This window comes from Cryobacterium sp. TMT1-3, from assembly GCF_004402315.1.
GTDB classification, from domain to species: Bacteria; Actinomycetota; Actinomycetes; order Actinomycetales; family Microbacteriaceae; genus Cryobacterium; species Cryobacterium luteum.
In genome coordinates this window covers 15,081-32,078 of record NZ_SOFW01000033.1, presented here as the reverse complement: position 1 = coordinate 32,078, position 16,998 = coordinate 15,081, and the positions used below count along the sequence as shown (strand labels likewise).

The following is a 16,998-nucleotide window of genomic DNA, read 5'->3' as shown; positions in this document are numbered from 1 at the left end:
CTCTGTTGACGGTTCGAACCTAAACCCCAATAGACCAGACTACGCAGAACCCGCGATGGTGATCGACCGCACGAAGCTGCGCTGGAACAGGAGAAACAAGACCAGGAGCGGAACCAGGGCAAGCGTGGTGGCCGCCATGACGAGCGTCCAGTTGCCGTTGAACTGGCTCTGCAGGCTCGCGGTGGCGACGGTCACGACCCGCCATTCGGTGCCGGTGGTCACCACGAGCGGCCACATGAAACTGTTCCAGTGGCTCACGATCGTGATGAGGGTCAAGGTGGCGATGATCGGTCTCGACAGCGGCACCACGATCTCGACCAGAACGTCGAGGGTGTTCGCCCCGTCAAGCCGGGCGGCGTCAATGAGTTCCTGGGGAATCCCACGAAAATATTCGCGCAGCAGAAAGATCGCGTAGGGAGACGCAAAAGCGAACGGCAGCACGAGGCTCCAGAACGAGTTGCGCAGCCCAGCCTCGGTCATCATGAGGTACAGCGGCACCACGAGCACGACCGGCGGGATCATCAGGGTCGACAGGTACACCCAGAACAGCACCTGGCGACCGGGAAAATCGACCCGGGCGAAGGCGTAGGCGGCGAGGATCGAGCAGATCAACTGCCCGACCAGAATGAGCATGGCCGCGAGCACCGTGATCACGATGGCGCGGCCGAATTGTGCCGGCCCGGTGAGCAGCTGCGCAAAATTCTCCACCGTGAACGGGTCTGGCCAACTCAACGCTGACTGCTGCGCAAACTGCTCTCGCGTCTTGAACGCGGTCAGGATGCTCAGCAGGAACGGACCCAGAGTTAACAGGGCGCCGAGCAGCAGCACCAGGTAGATGGCCGCCGTTGAACCGAATTTAGTCCATTTCATAGGTGACCCTCCGGCGAAAGTAAAGCTGCTGGGCCAGGGTGATGACCACCAGGATCACCAGCAGAACGACGGCCATGACGGCCGCCCGGCCGAGGTCGAAAGCATCGAACGCTTCGTAATAGATACGCGCGGCCACGAGATCCGTTGATCGCGCCGGTCCGCCCTGGGTGAGTGCGTACACCTGGTCAAAGACCTGAAAGGCCGAAATAACGGTGGTGACGAGTACGAAGAACATGGTCGGACGCAGCAGCGGCAGCTTGATGTGCCAGAACATCTTCACCGCACCGGCACCGTCGATCCGGGCCGCCTCCAGAATCTGCCCCGGAATATTGAGCAGTCCGGCCATGAAGAACAGTGTGACGTAGCCGACGTTGGTCCAGATCACGACGGCGGCCACCGCCGGCAGCGCCAGGGTGGGATCACTGAGCCATTCGACGCGCTGGCCGAGCAGGGTATTGAGGGCTCCGTCGGTGGGCGCGAGAATCCACTTCCACACCACACCGAGAGCAAGCGGGGCACAAATCCACGGCAGTACATAAATCGTGCGAAACCAGGCGGACCCGGGCAGACTCCGGGTGAGCAGGGTCGCAGCGCCGAGCCCGATCAGGGTCTGAATCGGCACAACGAGCAGCACGAAGATCAGCGTGACCAACAGGGAGTTGCCGAAGACCCCGTCACTGAGCACGGATCGGTAGTTGTCGAGGCCGACGAAGGTGATCGGGCCGATCAGGTCCCAGCTCTGAAAGCTGAGCCAGAGCACGACGAGCACCGGAAGCAGCAAAAAGCAGACCACGCCGAACAAGCTGGGGGCGAGCAGGGCATAGCCGGTGATCGCACTTCGTCGACGTAGGCTGCCCCTACTGAACACGCTCCGCCCACCAGGTGAGCAACCTGCGGGTGGCCTCTTGCTCGCCGATCGGCCCATCGTCGAGCCGCTGTTCCAGCAGGTATCGGTAGGCCTCGCCCACCTCACGCCCCGGTTTCACGCCGAGCACGGCCATGATCTGTTCTCCGTCGAGGTCGGGGCGCACCGCGCCGAGCTCTTCCTGCTCATTCAGCGCGGCAATGCGCTGCTCAAGGTCGTCGTAAGCGAAGCCGAGCCGGTCGGCCTTGCGCCGATTGCGGGTCGTGACGTCGGCACGGGTCAGGATGTGCAGTCGTTCCAGCTGATCCCCGGCGTCGCGCACATAGCGGCGCACAGCCGAGTCGGTCCAGGCCCCCTCGGTGTAACCGAAGAACCGCAGGTGCAGCTCAATCAGGCGGGCGACGGCATTGATGGTGTCATTGTCGAAACGCAGGGCGCGCAATCGCTTCTTCGCAAGCTTCGCCCCGACCACATCGTGGTGGTAGAAGCTCACGACTCCCCCCGCCTCGAGCCGACGGGTGGCGGGCTTGCCGATGTCGTGCAGCAGCGCGGCAAGACGTACGATCAGGTCGGGGGACTCGAGGTTGCCGCGAGAAGTCTCGTAGCCGATGGCCTGTTCCAGCACGGTGAGGGTGTGCTGGTAGACGTCCTTGTGATGGTGGTGCTCGTCGATTTCCAATTGCAGGCCGGGAATCTCCGGAAGCACGATCGCGGCGAGGCCCGATTCCATCAGCACTTCGATGCCGGCGCGCGGGTCCTTTGAGACCAACAATTTCGACAGCTCGTCACCGATGCGCTCGGCCGACACGATTCGGATGCTGTCGCGCATCTTCTCCATCGCGAGCGCGGTGTCGAGGTCCAGCGTGAAACCGAGCTGTCCGGTGAACCTGGCCGCGCGCAGCATCCGCAGCGGGTCGTCTCCGAACGAAACCTCCGGAGTGCTCGGGGTACGCAGGCGCCCGGCGAGGAGGTCATCAATTCCGCCGGCCGGGTCGACCAGCGTCAGCTGGGGCAGCCGCAGGGCCATCGCGTTGACGGTGAAGTCCCGGCGGAGCAGATCGGGCTCGAGGGTCGTCCCGAACTGAACGTCGGGCTTACGGGTGGTGCCGTCGTAGCTGTCTGCTCGATAGGTGGTGATCTCCACGGTCTCGCCGGCCAGGCTGGCACCGATCGTGCCGTAGGCCCGGCCGATGTCCCACTGGGCTTCGGAGAGCGGTTTGACGAGCGCAAGGATCTGATCCGGCGTCGCATCGGTTGTGAAGTCGAGGTCGTGGAGCGTACGGTTCAGGAAAGCATCGCGCACCGGGCCGCCCACCAGGGCCAGCTCATGGCCGGCCGCCGCAAATGCGTTCGCCAGACGGGATACCGTGGGGGTGGCAGCCAGGTCGCCCAGTCGTGCGAGGGCTGCCGCGACGCTCTGCATATGCCCCATATTAGTTGCCATCGGAGGGCGCGCAGTCGCGGTGCAGGTGGCTCAAGGCTGGCACGCCGTAGAATCCACCTATGGTGGCCGATTCAGATTCCGCGCATCGGCCCGCGCTCTCGGCTGCCGCGTGCAGTGCCGTGCGCCCGGCCCGGCGCCGTCAGAAGCGACGAATCAGGCGACCGTTCACGGCCGTCCTGGTCGGATTTCTCACCCTCGCGTCGTTGATTTTTGCGCCGACTCCATCCCTCCGACCGGCCAGCGCGCAAACCGAGATGGGCACCGCTTCGAGCGCCACCACCCCCGCCGATACGGTCGGCATCACCGTTTCTCCGCGCGATTCGTCCGAGCTTTCGCCCGGCCAGGACCTGCTGCTGACGGTGGCCGTGCACAACAACACCGACGCCGACATTCCCGTCGGCCGAGTCGATGTCTACCTGGCGGATCTGGCCCTCACCACCCGCGCTGCGCTCGACAGTTGGCTGCGACCCTCCGCTGACACGAATTCCGGCGACCAGCTCGTGAGCGTGCCGACGGCGGGAATCATTCCAGCCGGTGCCGGCACGACCGTCAGTGTCACGGTGCCGGCGGAATCCGTCGGATTGACCGATCAGAACGCGTGGGGAGCTCGGGGAATCGCCGCGATTCTCAGCGCGGATGATGTGGTTCGGGCAGAAGGCCGCGGCACGTTCGTGTGGTCGCAGGGCAGCGCGATCACCCCGGTGGCACTCACAACCATTCTGCCGATCACGACTCCGGCCAGCGCGACCGGCCTGATCACCGCCAAGGCGCTCGAGTCGTACACGAGCTCGGTCGGTCTGCTCTCCCGCCAATTGGATGCCGCGATCGACGCGCCGACGGCAACGATCGCGATCGATCCGCAGATTATCGCGTCTATTCGGGTGCTCGGCACAGCAGCTCCCGCGTCGGCGCTCGCCTGGCTCGATCGCCTGGCCGGCGCGAGCAATGACATCTTTCCGCTCAGCTACGCGGATGCCGACATCGCGGTGCAAGCGCAGGCGGGCGCCCCGACACTGCTCGCGCCGACATCCTTCGACCCGGCCATCGATGCGAGTCTATTCGTGGTCCCCCCGAGTACACCGGCCCCCGAGACAACCACTGATCCGACCGATGTGCCCAGTGTGACGTCGCGCACGAAGGCCCAGACCAGCCCGTCACCGACGCCGTCACCCACGCCCACGGTGGAGCCGGGCCAGACGGTCATTCCGAGCACGAGCGACCTGCTGGCCTGGAACTACACGAGCACCGCCATCGGCTGGCCGGCCGCCGGTCAGGTCGCCCGCAGCGACCTGGACGTGTTCGCCGCGAGCGGCCTGACCACCACCATCCTCTCGAGCGGCAACGTGGAGCAATCAGACGTCTTCACGCCGAATACCGCGGTCACCCTTCCGACCGGGCTGGGCCTGGTCAGTGACAGCCCGCTCTCTGCGGCCATCCGTGCCGCCGCCGAAGCCACCACCGACGAGGAATGGCGGGTGAATGTCACCGAGGCGGCTTCGCTCCTGGCGATCGTCTCGGCGGAGAATCCCGATTCGGCGCGCACCCTGCTGGTCACCTTCGACCGCAGCAGTCCTGCGACCGCGACCAGAATCGGCCAAACGCTCACGGCCCTCGACGGCGCCGCCTGGTCGACGGCGGCGTCACTACAGTCGGCCCTGGCCGCCACCCCGGCCACCACGGTGACCTTTCAGGCTGAAGCCATCGACGGCAGCCGGGTCACGCTCGCCCGATCATTGCTGGAGCGCGAAGGTGCCCTCGCCGAATTCGCGACGATCCTGGCCGATCCGGTAGCCATCACGGCCCCGGCCCGCCTGGACCTGCTGGCTCTGCTGGACACGACCTGGACGGCCCAAACGTCGGTCTGGGAAGACCAGGTTCGAGCGAGCCTCGCCGCTTCCTTCGACCTGATGCACGCCGTGACCGTGACCACCCGCGGGCCCATCATCGTGGTGGGGAGCAAGGTCGACCTGCGCATCACGCTCAACAACGCCCTCGACCAGGCTGTCACCGTGCGCACCGAGATCGTACCGTCCAACGGACGCCTCGTCGTCGGTGAGACCCTCGAGACCATTATTCAACCGAACTCGGCACAGGCCGTCTCCGTGCCGCTCAGCGCCGCCGTCGGCAACGGCGACGTCGTCCTGCGGGTCACCCTGTTCACCCTGAACGGCACCCCGCTCGGCCAACCGGCCCCCATCGATGTCAGCGTGCGCGCCGACTGGGAGGGAGTCGGCGCGACCATCTTCGCGATCCTCGTCATCGGCTTCTTCGGATTCGGCATCTGGCGCAATATCGTTGGTCGACGCCGGGAACGCGCCGCTGAGGCATCCGCTGCTGCAGTTGAACCGGCGATACCGGCGGCGGAACCCGATGTCTGACACAGTGACCGGCAACGGCGGAATCGGTCGAGCCAGCGCGTTCCTGGCCTCCGGCACGATCGTGTCGCGCATTCTCGGGTTCGTGAAGGTCATCGTCTTGACCGCCATCATCGGCGCCGTCGGCGCCACCGCCGACACGTTCTCGATCGCCAATCAGCTGCCCAATACGATCTATACGATCGTGGCCGGCGGCATCCTGACCGCCGTCCTGGTGCCACAAATCGTTCGAGCCACCCTGCACGCCGACGGCGGCACGGCTTACATCAACAAATTGCTGACCCTGGCGCTGGTCATACTGTTCGCGACGACCCTCGTCGCCACTCTGTTGGCGCCGATGATCACCGGGTTCATCGGAATTAACCTTCCCGAGAACCAGAAGGCACTCGCCGTGGCTTTCGCCTACTGGTGCCTGCCGCAAATGTTCTTTTACGGTCTGTACACGCTGCTCGGCGAGGTGCTCAACGCCCGCAAGTCGTTCGGGCCATTCACCTGGGTCCCGGTTTTGAACAACGTCGTTGCCATCATCGGCCTGATCGTCTTTGCCGCCGTGTTCAGCCCCGACCCGGCGGGTGATCGGTCCGCCGCCGACACCACGGCGGCCATGGTGGCCATTCTCGGGGGCAGCGCGACACTGGGTGTGATCACGCAGGCCGTCGTTTTGTTTTACTTCTGGCGGCGGATCGGCCTGCGCTTTCGCCCGGACTTTCATTTTCGCGGCGTCGGGCTCGGAGCCGCAGGCAAGTTGGCGAGCTGGACCTTCGGCATGCTGCTGCTCACGACCTACGCTGGCATCATCGAAACGCAGGTCGTCACGCTCGCGCACGGCAAGGCATCCGTTGCCGTGCTTGCAACGGCGTGGCTCATCTTCATGTTGCCGCACTCCGTCATCACCGTGTCGGTCGCGACGGCCTACTTCACCCGCATGAGCGAACACGCCTCGGTCGGTAACTGGTCATTGCTGAAAACGGATGCCTCCAGCGCGATTCGGGGAACGTCACTGCTGATCGTGCTCGCTACGGCCGTCATCGCGGTCTGTGCCTATCCGTTCGCTGCGGTCTTCGTTCCCTTCGACCAGGTTCCGGCCGTGGGCAACGTCATCCTGGCCTTCATTGTGGGGCTCGTGCCGTTCTGCCTGCTGTTCGTGCTGCAGCGCACGTTCTATGCCATCGGTGATACCCGCACGCCGTTCTTTTTCACGCTGTTCCAGGTCGTTCTGCTGATCGGCGCCGTGCTTGCCTGCGCACTCCTGCCCACGGACTGGATCGCGGTCGGCATCGCCACGTCGATCACCGTGACCGGCACCCTGCAGGCCGTTCTGGCGGCGATCCTGCTGCGGCGTCGGCTGGGCGGCATCGACGGGCGTCGCATCCTACGCAGCCTGGTGAAGTATTTCGCCGCCGCGATGCTTCCCATCGGCCTCGGCCTGACCCTGCTCTTCACCCTCGGCGTCGCCGGTGAGAACGACTTTGCCGTATCGTCGCGTCTCACCGCCATGGTGTCCATGGTTCTGATCGGCCTTGTCATGGCGGCCGCCTACTTCGGCCTGCTGCTAGTGATGCGCAGCGGGGAGCTCACAGCGTTCCTCACGCCCTTGCGGGCGCGACTTCGCCGCTGAGTACCCCGACGCTCAGTCACACCCACGGTGCCCGGCTGAGAGCCGCCCCCGTTCGTCGGGCGGGTTCCCGTGGCTGTGCAGCACCTCCCAAGCTGGGAGGGCCCGGAATAGCATCCGATTAGGATGTGTTGTATCGAAACGTGAGCCGGGATTTTGCCCGTCTTGCCCACCATTGCAAGGAGTGTGCGCGTGCGTCAGATCATCATCATCGGTTCCGGACCGGCCGGTTACACCGCGGCGATCTATGCCGCTAGAGCCAACCTCAAGCCGCTCCTGATCGCCAGCTCGGTGGAGGCCGGCGGTGAGCTGATGAACACGACCGACGTCGAAAACTTTCCCGGATTCCCGGAGGGAGTGCAGGGGCCCGACCTGATGACCAAGATGCAGGAACAGGCCGAGCGATTCGGTACCGAGGTGGTCTATGACGATGTTGAGTCGGTCGATCTGACCGGCCCGATCAAGACTGTGACCCTCGGCAACGGCGACGTGGAGCAAGCCCTCGCGGTCATCTTCGCGACCGGGTCGGCCTACCGCAAACTGGGCCTGAGCGACGAAGAACGACTCTCCGGGCGCGGTGTCTCCTGGTGTGCCACCTGCGATGGCTTCTTCTTCAAGGGCAAGGAAATCGCCGTCATCGGTGGCGGTGACTCCGCCATGGAAGAAGCGACTTTTCTCACCAGGTTCGCCTCCAAGGTGTACGTCATTCACCGCAAGGGCGAGCTGCGCGCCTCCAAGATCATGCAGGAACGCGCCTTTGCCAATGACAAGATCGAGTTCACCTGGAACTCCGAGGTCGTCGGCATCACCGGCACCGACGCTGTTGACGGTCTCACCCTGCGCGACACCGTCACCGGCACCGAGACCAGCCTTCCGGTCGGCGGCGTCTTCGTGGCGATCGGCAACGACCCACGCACCCATCTCGTGCACCAGCAGCTCGACCTCACCCCCGCGGGCACCATCGCCGTCGCCGGGCGGTCGTCACTCACCAGCCAGGCCGGGGTCTTCGCAGCCGGCGACGTCATCGACTCCAGCTACCGTCAGGCCATCACCGCCGCCGGCTCCGGCTGCGCGGCCGCTCTCGACGCCGAGCACTACCTCAGCACTCTTCCCACCGCTTTGCTGGCTCAGGCCGGCGACACCGAACTCGTTTCAGTCAACTAAGGAGCACCGAATGACCGCACGATCCGTCACCGAAGCCAACTTCGACCAGGAAGTCATCAACAACGAAAAGACCGTGTTGGTGGACTTCTGGGCTGAGTGGTGTGGCCCCTGCCGCGCCGTCAGCCCGATTCTCGACCAGATCGCGGCCGAGAACGCCGACAAGCTCGACATCGTCAAGCTCAACGTCGACGAGCACCCCGCTCTCGCGGCCAAATACCAGATCACCTCCATCCCGGCCATGAAGGTCTTCCAGAAGGGCGAGGTCGTCAAGACCGTCATCGGTGCCAAGCCGAAGCCGCAGCTCGAAAAGGACCTGGCCGACTACCTCGTCTAACCAGTTTTTCTGCGTGAAACCCGCCCGGCTTCGACCGGGCGGGTTTTTTCGTGCCGGGTACCACCCCATACGATGAAGACGACAGCAGAACGGATGCGACGTGACAAATCAGGGTTCTCCACAGGCCGTTGGCAAACAAGGCGGCAACAACCTCGACCCGTGGTACCACCACTACGCCGAGCGAGCCGCCGGCCTCAAAGCCTCCGAGGTGCGCGCTCTCTTCGCTGTGGCCTCCCGCCCCGAAGTTGTCTCACTTGCCGGCGGTATGCCGTACGTGGCAGCCCTGCCGCAGGATCTGGTGATCGATGCCATGGACCGCGTCATGCGCGAAAAGGGGGCGACCGCCCTGCAATATGGCTCTGGTCAGGGAGTTCCTTTGCTTCGCGAACAGATTCTCGACGTCATGGCGCTCGAAGGAATCAAGGCCAACGCCGACGACGTCGTAGTCACGACCGGCTCCCAGCACGCTCTGGAACTGGTCAGCAAGCTCTTTCTGAACCCCGGGGACGTCGTAATCTCGGAGGGCCCGAGCTACGTCACAGCCATGGTCATCTTCAAGTCTTATCAGGCCGAGGTCGACCACGTACCGATGGACGAGGACGGCATGATCCCGGCCGCCCTGATCGAGCACATCGCTGCCCTGAAGGCCGCCGGACGCACCATCAAATTCCTGTACACGATCCCCAGCTTCCACAATCCAGCCGGTGTCACCCTCAGCTGGGAGCGGCGCCTGCAAATTCTTGAGATCTGCCGTTCCAACAACATTCTGGTGCTCGAAGACAACCCCTATGGGCTGCTGTACTTCGACAAACCGGCACCGGACGCCATCCGCTCGCTCGAGCGCGACGGGGTCGTCTACCTCGGCACCTTCTCCAAGACCCTCGCCCCTGGTTTTCGGGTCGGCTGGGCCCTCGCCCCGCACGCAATCCGGGAAAAACTCGTTCTGGCGAACGAGGCCGCCGTGCTGTCCCCCAGCTCCTTCACGCAGATGGTCATCTCGGAGTATCTCTCCACCGCCGACTGGAAGGGGCAGATCAACACTTTCCGCGGCGTGTACCAGGAACGCAAGAACGCCATGCTGGCCGCGCTCGACGAATATCTGCCCGACCTCACCTGGACCAACCCCGCCGGGGGCTTTTACGTCTGGGTAACCCTGCCCGAACAGCTCGATTCCAAGGCCATGCTGCCCCGCGCGGTCACGGAACTCGTGGCCTACACGCCCGGCACGGCCTTCTACGCCGATGGTGAGGGGCGGCAGAGTATGCGTCTGGCTTTCTGCTATCCCAGTCCGGAGAACATTCGGGTGGGCATCCGTCGTCTTGCCACGGTGATTCGCGGCGAGATGGATCTGCTCGACACCTTCGCCGGCACCGGCGCGCTCGGCGCCGCGCCCGACCGACCAGGGGCCACGAACCAGCGATATGCCGGCCCGCCAGCCAATATCTCGTGACCCCGTCACGTCGATGAGCCTCCTCAACCGCAATCAGCTAGGAAAAGACCTGATCATGAGCGAATTCACCGCACTGAAAATTGTCATTCTCGCTGGCGGAATCTCACACGAACGCGACGTTTCGTTGCGCTCCGGGCGCCGAGTAGCGGATGCCCTCGGTGACGCGGGCCACTCCGTCACCGTACTGGACCCCGGATCCAACCTGCTCACCACCCTCAGCCAGCAGGCTCCCGATCTGGTCTGGCCTACCCTGCACGGCGCTACCGGCGAGGATGGCGCGCTGCTGTCGCTGCTCGAAACTACCGGTATTCCCTTTCTCGGATCGCGCGGCCCCGCGGCCGCCCTGGCCTGGAACAAGGCCACCGCCAAGGAGCTCGTGCTGCGGGCCGGTATCGACACTCCCCCGGCCATTGCACTGTCCACCGAGACCTTTCGAGACCTCGGCGCCACGAGCGTGCTCGAGCACTTGATCAGCGCGATCGGCCTGCCCCTCGTCGTCAAGCCCGCCCAGGGCGGATCTTCCCAGGGTGTCACCATCGTGCGCACGCCCGCCGACCTGCCGCGCGCCATGGTAGACGCCTACACCTACGCCAATACCGCCCTCGTTGAGGCCTACATCGAAGGCACCGAGGTCACCGTGGCCATTATCGACACCGGCGACGGCCCCACAGCCCTTCCCATTGTAGAAATTGTTCCCGTAGACGGCGTCTACAGCTTCGAAGCGCGCTACAACGCCGGCGAAACCGACTTCTACACGCCAGCCCGCCTTGCTGACGAGATCGCAGGGGCCGTTTCTGAGGCCGCTATCGCCATTCACGTGCTTCTCGGACTGCGCCACCTAAGCCGCATCGACCTCATCGTCGACGCGGCCGGCACCCCCTGGTTCCTCGAGGCCAACGTGCTCCCCGGCCTCACCGAGACCTCCCTGGTGCCCCAGGCTATCGAAGCCGCCGGTCAGACCCTCGGCGCGACCTATTCGGCCCTCGCCACTCACGCCCGCACTGACCGGTAGCCGCTCGCGCCGTTTCACGTGAAACATCCCATCGCCCTACCGCAGATAGCTCGCGGCACGGCGCTGGTGGTCTCGGCCAGGTCGATCAACTCGATCAACAATGAACGTATGTTTCACGTGAAACAGCCGCGTCCAGACTCGCGGAAACCAGCCATCGGGACGGTGATTACGGTCTCGGTAAGGTCGACCCACGATACGCCATGTTTCACGTGAAACAACATGTACGCTGAGGCAGCGGCGGCGGGTTGTCCGCGGAGTTGCGAGTTTTGAGGAGTTTCGGGGTGTTGCGCACGCACTTCGCGCAATGCTCCCAAACACCTCAATGTCTGGGCGGGGAGCGCATGACCCGTTGACGATGCCCACCCCTTCACGAGCACTCCGGCGAGAAATCATGTTTCACGTGAAACTACGCAGTTGCCAAACAGTTCTAGCTCGCGCTGAAGCCTGGTTCTCCGAGTACGGTCAGAATGCGATTGAGATCTCCGATGGTAGCGAAATCCACTGTGATCTGGCCTTTTCGTGCGCCCAGGTTGATTTTCACGCGCGTATCGAGACGGTCACCCAGGTGTTCGGCGATCTCATCGAGGTGTCCCTGGCGGCGCCCGGAAAGCGGTTTAGCCTTAACGAGTTTCGGAACGGCCGTCGCTGCAGCCTCCGCTGCGCGCACGGACAGGTCCTCCTCGACGATCTTGTCGGCCAGGCGCAGCATGCCGGCCAGGTCACCCACCGACAGAATTGCTCGCGCGTGGCCAGCCGACAGCACGCCGGCGGCGACTCGAATTTGCACCGGTTCCGGCAGCTTCAGCAGGCGCAGCGTGTTGGTGATCTGAGGGCGCGAACGACCGATTCGGGTCGCCAGTTCTTCCTGGGTAATACCGAAATCAGCGAGCAGCTGCTGGTACGCAGACGCCTCTTCGAGCGGGTTCAACTGGGCGCGGTGAAGGTTCTCCAGCAGGGCGTCGCGCAGCATGTCGACGTCGGCCGTTTCGCGCACGACCGCCGGAATACTGTCGAGCCCAACCTCCTTGGTGGCCCTCAGACGACGTTCACCCATGACGAGCTCGTATTTGCCCGGCTCATCAGACAGGGGACGCACGACGATCGGCTGCAGCACCCCGACCTCGCGAATGCTGTGCACCAGTTCGGCGAGGTCATCTTCGTCGAAAATCGTGCGCGGCTGGGCCCGGTTCGGCACGATGTTTTGCGGGTTTAGGTGAGCCAGGCGAGCCCCGGGTACGGGAATCAGCTCGGGGGAGGCATCCGCCGCAGTCGCCACACCGCGGGGAAAGAAGACGTCAACCGGGCGGGGAGCTGAAGCATCATCCTGTACCGGAATAAGTGCACCGATGCCGCGGCCCAGACCAGTTCGTTTCGCCATTATTGCTTTTCTCCTAATTGGGACTTTTCTCCTCTTTCGGCCGGTTCTCCCGTTCCGGGAGCCCCACGATGGGCCATTTCTGCTGCTGCTTCGAGGTAGGAGAGCGATCCTGCGGAGTTGAGGTCGTAACTGACGACGCTCTGCCCGTAGCTCGGGGCCTCAGAAACGCGCACAGATCGCGGAATTGCGGTGTTCAGCACTTCTTTGGGGAAGTGATCGCGTACTTCCTGGGCTACCTGGGTCGCCAAATTGGTGCGGCTGTCATACATGGTGAGCAGAATTGTCGATACGACCAGGTCGGGGTTGAGGTGTTTCTCGATCAGGGCGATGTTCTTGAGCAGCTGGCTCAGACCCTCAAGCGCGTAATACTCGCACTGAATCGGAATGAGAACCTCACGTGCCGCGACGAAGGCATTGATGGTGAGCAGCCCTAACGATGGCGGGCAGTCGATGAAGACGTAGTCGTAGGGCTCAGCCATCTCAACCAGATAGAGGTCAAGGGCCCGGCGCAGGCGCTGCTCACGGGCGACGAGCGATACCAGTTCAATCTCTGCTCCGGCAAGGTGAATGGTGGCGGGCACACAGTACAGGGCACCGAATTCCGGGCTCTTCTGCACGACCTCAGACATTGGCATGTCGTTGATAATGACGTCGTAGACGCTCGGCGTCTCGGCGCGGTGTTCCACACCGAGAGCGGTTGAAGCGTTGCCCTGCGGGTCCAGGTCGATGACCAGCACGCGAGCTCCCTGCCGCGCAAGAGCGGCTGCGAGGTTGACGGCCGTCGTGGTTTTACCGACGCCACCCTTCTGGTTGGAGATCGTAAGCACCCGGGTCTTCTCGGGTTTGGGCAACTCGCCTGCCGCGATGACCTGGCGGCGGCGCGTGAGTTCAGCTATCTCGCGGGCGAGCGGCGTTGTACCGTCAAACCCGGCCGCCTTGCCCGTGCGCTGATTTTCAGCAGGATGTTTCACGTGAAACCTTTACGTTCGACGGTTGATGAGCCACCCGAAAGGGACTCCCGAACACCAAAACCGGTGACATTCGGGACTAGTCCACTGTAGCTCGGATGACCCGGGTTACCTCGGGCAGCACGCCAGCACCGAGGGTGATGACCTCGACATCACGCAGCCGATACTTGCGAACGGGCTTTGCTGCGGCGTCGATTTCACGCTGGGCTCCCTCGCCCTTCATGAGAATAAGCTCACCGCCGGTGCGCAACAACGGCGCCGTCAAGGGAATGAGCTTGCTGAACGCACTGACAGCGCGAGCCGTGACCTGGTCGAGCGGATGCGCCAGCCGCGCGTCTTCCGCACGCGCCCGCACCACCGACACATTCGCCAGCTGCAACGAGGCAACCTGATCATTCAGCCAGGCCACCCGACGTTCCATCGGTTCGATCAGCACGAAATTAACGTCTGGCCGCGCTATGGCCAGCACCAGTCCGGGCAAGCCGGCTCCGGAACCCACGTCACCGACGAAGCCCGGTCGCAAGAGTGGTGCCACGATGGCGCAGTTGAGAATGTGACGAGACCAGAGCCGGGGGAGCTCCAGCGGCCCAATCAGACCCAGGATTTCGCCCTGATCAGCTAAATTGTTGGTAAAAGCACGAATGGCATCAATTTGGGACCCGAAAAGTTCAGCCGCTGCGGCCGGTTCGATCTCCAGAACCGCCGGCTCCACAGAACCTGAGTCAGAGACATCCCGGGCGGACTCGACTGGTTCTGCGCTCGCGGGCACAGGCGTGTTTCCGGCGAAACGAGTTACTTCCGGCGTGGCAGATTCCGACATGACCAGCGAGGCTACGCTGCGGTGATGACGGTATGGCGGTCGCGACCCTCACCGGAGGACTCGGACCGATAGCCGCCGCTCTCGGCGACAATGTCATGCACGAGCTTGCGCTCGTACGAAGACATGGCGGGAAGGTCAGCCTCGCTCGCGCCAGCCACGATCCGCTCAATGGCACGCGCTACGAGCGTGCCAAGCTCAGCTTCACGCACCTCGCGAGACCCACCGATATCAAGAATCAGGCGGGAGAACGAGCCCGTTTTGTTCTGCACCGCCAGCCGCGTCAGTTCCTGCAGGGCATTGACCGTTTCCGGCTTGGAGAGCACCCGCAGGTTGTCGGCATCGGACGCCTTGACCGAGAGGTAGGCACGGCCGTTACGGGCATCGATGTCGATATCGCCATCCAGGTCGCAAATGTCGAGAAATTCTTCGATGTAGTCGGCAGCGATGTCGCCTTCACGCTCGAGCTGGTCGGTTGTCAGGGGTACCTCAGCGACGCTGCCCGTCTCGGGAACCGCGGGGGAGGCATCCGTCGTGGCGGGGGCAGTGGGAACTGCACTGGCAGCCGAGACGCTCGTGGTCTCGATGCTGACCTCGGTGAGGCCGGTCTTGTCCGTCACGGTGATCTCCACTACTTTTTCGGGCCGGTTTGCTTCTTGGCGCGGGCTTTGCCCACCGGCTGCTGGCGCTGCACAGGCTTGGCAGGCTCCTCAACGACAATGATGTCACCATCGGTCGCGATGAGCTTGCCCTTGCGGGCCATACGCTCTTCGCGCGCCTTGGCGGCCTCACTGCCCGGGGTCGGCATGTTTCGGATCACCAGGAACTGCTGAATCATGGTCCAGAAGTTGGAGGTGAGCCAGTAGAACATGACGCCGAGCGGGAATGCCACTCCGGAGAAGGCGAAGACGAGGGGGAGCAGGTAGAGCATGATGCGCTGCTGCTTGAACATGGGGCTCGCCTTGGTCTCCGGTGACATGTTCTTGGAGACGATCTGCAGCTGCGTGATGAACTGCGACGCCGTCATCAGCACGACCATGGTGGCGGCGATGATCATGACGGTCACGTTGAAGGGTTCACCCGCGGTCCAGAGCGACCACTGCGAGGCAAAGGTATCGTGCAAGGGTGCATTACCGAACAGCGTGGCACTACCGAAGCTCTCGGCGAGGCTCTGATTGAGCGGGCCGACACCACGGGTGGAGCGCTGGGCGTCGTTCAGTACCGAGAACAGGGCGAAGAAGATCGGCATCTGCAACAGCAGCGGCAGGCAGGAACTCAGCGGGTTGGTACCCGTCTTCTTGTACATGGCCATGGTCTCGCGGCTCATGGCCTCGCGTGAGAACTGGTCCTTCTTGCCCTTGTACTTGTCCTGGATCTTCTTGAGCTGGGGGGCGACCTCAAGCATCTTGCGCTGGCTCTTGATCTGCCGCACGAAGATGGGAATGAGGGCCGCGCGCACAACCAGGACGAGGCCGACGATGGACAGCACCCAGGTGAGACCGTCGTCGTAGCCGAGTCCCGCGAATCCGATCTGGGAAAAGAGCCAGTGGAAGGCTACGAGGAGCAGCTCGACCACCCATTTCAGAGGCCAGAGGATCGTACCTATGAGGTCCATACTGTGGGTTAGCCCTTTCCGTGGCTGGGTGCGACGACAAAACCGAACGACGTCACCCTAAAGCGACGTTTCTTCTTGAGAGGTACATCATCGATGCCGCCTTCAGACCACGGATGACAGTGGCTCAGTCTGCGAGCAGTGAGGGCGCAGCCCCACGTTAGTCCGTGTTCCTGAACGGCCCCCAGTGCGTAAGCCGAACAGGACGGGTAAAACCGGCAAACATCGCCATACAGCGGTGAGATAACGGCCCGATAGACGCGAAGAACCAGCACACCCACGTTGCGGGGCAGCAGAATGATCGTCGCGAGGATCGCGTTCATCGGCTGGCAGTTCCCTTTCGCGCCGGTAGCGGACGCGACAGGGAAAATCGGACTTCTTCGTGCAGCGTCTGCCACGCGGCATCGCGCGCCGTCGGTAAAGCACGGATCACGACATCCGTTCCCGGAGGCACCAGGGAGAGCATCTCGAACGTGACCGCCTTGAGGCGGCGGCGAACGAGATTGCGCCGCACGGCGTTACCCACATTCTTCGCGACAATGAAGCCGAAACGAACCGGTGTACCGAGTGGGCCCGAGGGGCCCCCGGCACTTTTTCGTACATAGAGAACGGTATGCGCACCTACGATGCGCACACCGCGCCGAACGACGCCTTGATAGTCGCTGCCGCTCGTAATGCGATTTACGTGAGCGAGCACGAGAACCTGGCGACCACGAGACCTACGCGGAGAGTTCGGTGCGGCCCTTGCGACGGCGAGCACCGAGGATGGCGCGGCCTGCACGGGTACGCATGCGCAAACGGAAGCCGTGCACCTTGGCGCGACGACGGTTGTTCGGCTGGAAGGTTCTCTTGCTCATAGTTCAATCTCCACGTATTTGAATCACCGCTGGCCAAATTCCCCTCGGCCAGAACAGCAGCGCGCACAGAAGTTGGAAGCCCGCGGGATGGGGTCAACTGATTAAAACTACGGCCTTGGGGACTCCTGGTCAAACTCAGGCCCCGAATCATCGGAATCTCCACAATAATGACTCCAACGTACATACCAAACAGGCCAGGCGACGTCACGGGTGAATTCGCCACACTGACCGGGATTG

The 16,998-nt window shown here is 63.4% G+C and carries 17 protein-coding genes; 6 read left to right on the top strand and 11 right to left on the bottom strand.

Going from position 1 to position 16,998, the window contains the following annotated elements; all coding sequences use genetic code 11:
• Positions 1 to 39: 39 nt before the first annotated feature.
• From E3O25_RS10585 to E3O25_RS10575, 3 genes are read right to left on the bottom strand one after another with little or no spacing between them, the layout of a single operon-like run.
• The gene (locus tag E3O25_RS10585) at positions 40 to 870 is read right to left on the bottom strand and encodes a carbohydrate ABC transporter permease (RefSeq protein ID WP_092110573.1); all 831 of its coding nucleotides are present in this window, start codon (positions 868 to 870) and stop codon (positions 40 to 42) included.
• Complete coding sequence (locus E3O25_RS10580; RefSeq protein WP_241983779.1) at positions 857 to 1,738, bottom strand: carbohydrate ABC transporter permease; 882 nt, start codon at positions 1,736 to 1,738, stop codon at positions 857 to 859. The genes E3O25_RS10585 and E3O25_RS10580 overlap by 14 nt, the downstream gene beginning before the upstream one ends.
• The gene (locus E3O25_RS10575) at positions 1,728 to 3,158 is read right to left on the bottom strand and encodes a CCA tRNA nucleotidyltransferase (RefSeq protein ID WP_092110577.1); all 1,431 of its coding nucleotides are present in this window, start codon (positions 3,156 to 3,158) and stop codon (positions 1,728 to 1,730) included. Before E3O25_RS10575 ends, E3O25_RS10580 begins: the two co-directional genes overlap by 11 nt.
• A gap of 80 nt (positions 3,159 to 3,238) precedes the next feature.
• Between E3O25_RS10575 and E3O25_RS10570 the strand changes: the two genes are divergently transcribed.
• From E3O25_RS10570 to E3O25_RS10545, 6 genes are all read left to right on the top strand, one after another.
• Positions 3,239 to 5,557, top strand: coding sequence for a DUF6049 family protein (locus E3O25_RS10570; protein WP_134361111.1), 2,319 nt, complete (start codon positions 3,239 to 3,241; stop codon positions 5,555 to 5,557).
• Complete coding sequence (murJ, locus tag E3O25_RS10565; RefSeq protein WP_134361110.1) at positions 5,550 to 7,172, top strand: murein biosynthesis integral membrane protein MurJ; 1,623 nt, start codon at positions 5,550 to 5,552, stop codon at positions 7,170 to 7,172. Before E3O25_RS10570 ends, murJ begins: the two co-directional genes overlap by 8 nt.
• A gap of 189 nt (positions 7,173 to 7,361) precedes the next feature.
• The gene (gene trxB / locus E3O25_RS10560) at positions 7,362 to 8,333 is read left to right on the top strand and encodes a thioredoxin-disulfide reductase (protein ID WP_092110603.1); all 972 of its coding nucleotides are present in this window, start codon (positions 7,362 to 7,364) and stop codon (positions 8,331 to 8,333) included.
• Positions 8,334 to 8,343: 10 nt separating this feature from the next.
• Entirely contained in the window at positions 8,344 to 8,667 is a 324-nt protein-coding gene (gene trxA / locus E3O25_RS10555; RefSeq protein ID WP_092110604.1) for a thioredoxin, read from the top strand.
• 100 nt (positions 8,668 to 8,767) lie between these two features.
• Complete coding sequence (locus E3O25_RS10550) at positions 8,768 to 10,117, top strand: PLP-dependent aminotransferase family protein (RefSeq protein WP_092110605.1); 1,350 nt, start codon at positions 8,768 to 8,770, stop codon at positions 10,115 to 10,117.
• 55 nt (positions 10,118 to 10,172) lie between these two features.
• Positions 10,173 to 11,129: a D-alanine--D-alanine ligase gene (locus tag E3O25_RS10545; protein ID WP_134361109.1), complete on the top strand. Its 957-nt coding sequence runs from the start codon at positions 10,173 to 10,175 to the stop codon at positions 11,127 to 11,129.
• A gap of 427 nt (positions 11,130 to 11,556) precedes the next feature.
• Here E3O25_RS10545 and E3O25_RS10540 read toward each other — a convergent pair whose 3' ends face one another.
• The 8 genes from E3O25_RS10540 to rpmH all read right to left on the bottom strand — a co-directional run bounded on the left by E3O25_RS10540 (position 11,557) and on the right by rpmH (position 16,761).
• Positions 11,557 to 12,507 carry a ParB/RepB/Spo0J family partition protein gene (locus E3O25_RS10540; protein ID WP_134361108.1) on the bottom strand — a complete coding sequence of 317 codons (951 nt, stop codon included), beginning with the start codon at positions 12,505 to 12,507 and terminating at the stop codon, positions 11,557 to 11,559.
• Positions 12,507 to 13,478: a ParA family protein gene (locus E3O25_RS10535; protein WP_092110608.1), complete on the bottom strand. Its 972-nt coding sequence runs from the start codon at positions 13,476 to 13,478 to the stop codon at positions 12,507 to 12,509. The genes E3O25_RS10540 and E3O25_RS10535 overlap by 1 nt, the downstream gene beginning before the upstream one ends.
• Positions 13,479 to 13,554: 76 nt before the next feature.
• Positions 13,555 to 14,295 (bottom strand): 16S rRNA (guanine(527)-N(7))-methyltransferase RsmG, encoded by a 741-nt coding sequence (gene rsmG, locus E3O25_RS10530; protein ID WP_092110609.1) that lies wholly within the window; start codon positions 14,293 to 14,295, stop codon positions 13,555 to 13,557.
• A gap of 11 nt (positions 14,296 to 14,306) precedes the next feature.
• Entirely contained in the window at positions 14,307 to 14,774 is a 468-nt protein-coding gene (locus E3O25_RS10525) for a R3H domain-containing nucleic acid-binding protein (protein ID WP_092110722.1), read from the bottom strand.
• A 149-nt stretch (positions 14,775 to 14,923) separates the two neighbouring features.
• Positions 14,924 to 15,907, bottom strand: a complete 984-nt coding sequence (yidC, locus tag E3O25_RS10520) for a membrane protein insertase YidC (protein ID WP_092110611.1) — start codon at positions 15,905 to 15,907, stop codon at positions 14,924 to 14,926.
• Positions 15,908 to 15,915: 8 nt separating this feature from the next.
• Positions 15,916 to 16,227: a membrane protein insertion efficiency factor YidD gene (gene yidD, locus E3O25_RS10515; RefSeq protein WP_092110613.1), complete on the bottom strand. Its 312-nt coding sequence runs from the start codon at positions 16,225 to 16,227 to the stop codon at positions 15,916 to 15,918.
• On the bottom strand, positions 16,224 to 16,601 hold the full coding sequence (gene rnpA / locus E3O25_RS10510; RefSeq protein ID WP_092110615.1) for a ribonuclease P protein component: 378 nt from the start codon (positions 16,599 to 16,601) through the stop codon (positions 16,224 to 16,226). The genes yidD and rnpA overlap by 4 nt, the downstream gene beginning before the upstream one ends.
• A 22-nt stretch (positions 16,602 to 16,623) precedes the next feature.
• Positions 16,624 to 16,761 (bottom strand): 50S ribosomal protein L34, encoded by a 138-nt coding sequence (gene rpmH / locus E3O25_RS10505; RefSeq protein WP_010204566.1) that lies wholly within the window; start codon positions 16,759 to 16,761, stop codon positions 16,624 to 16,626.
• Between the last annotated feature and the right edge of the window lie 237 nt (positions 16,762 to 16,998).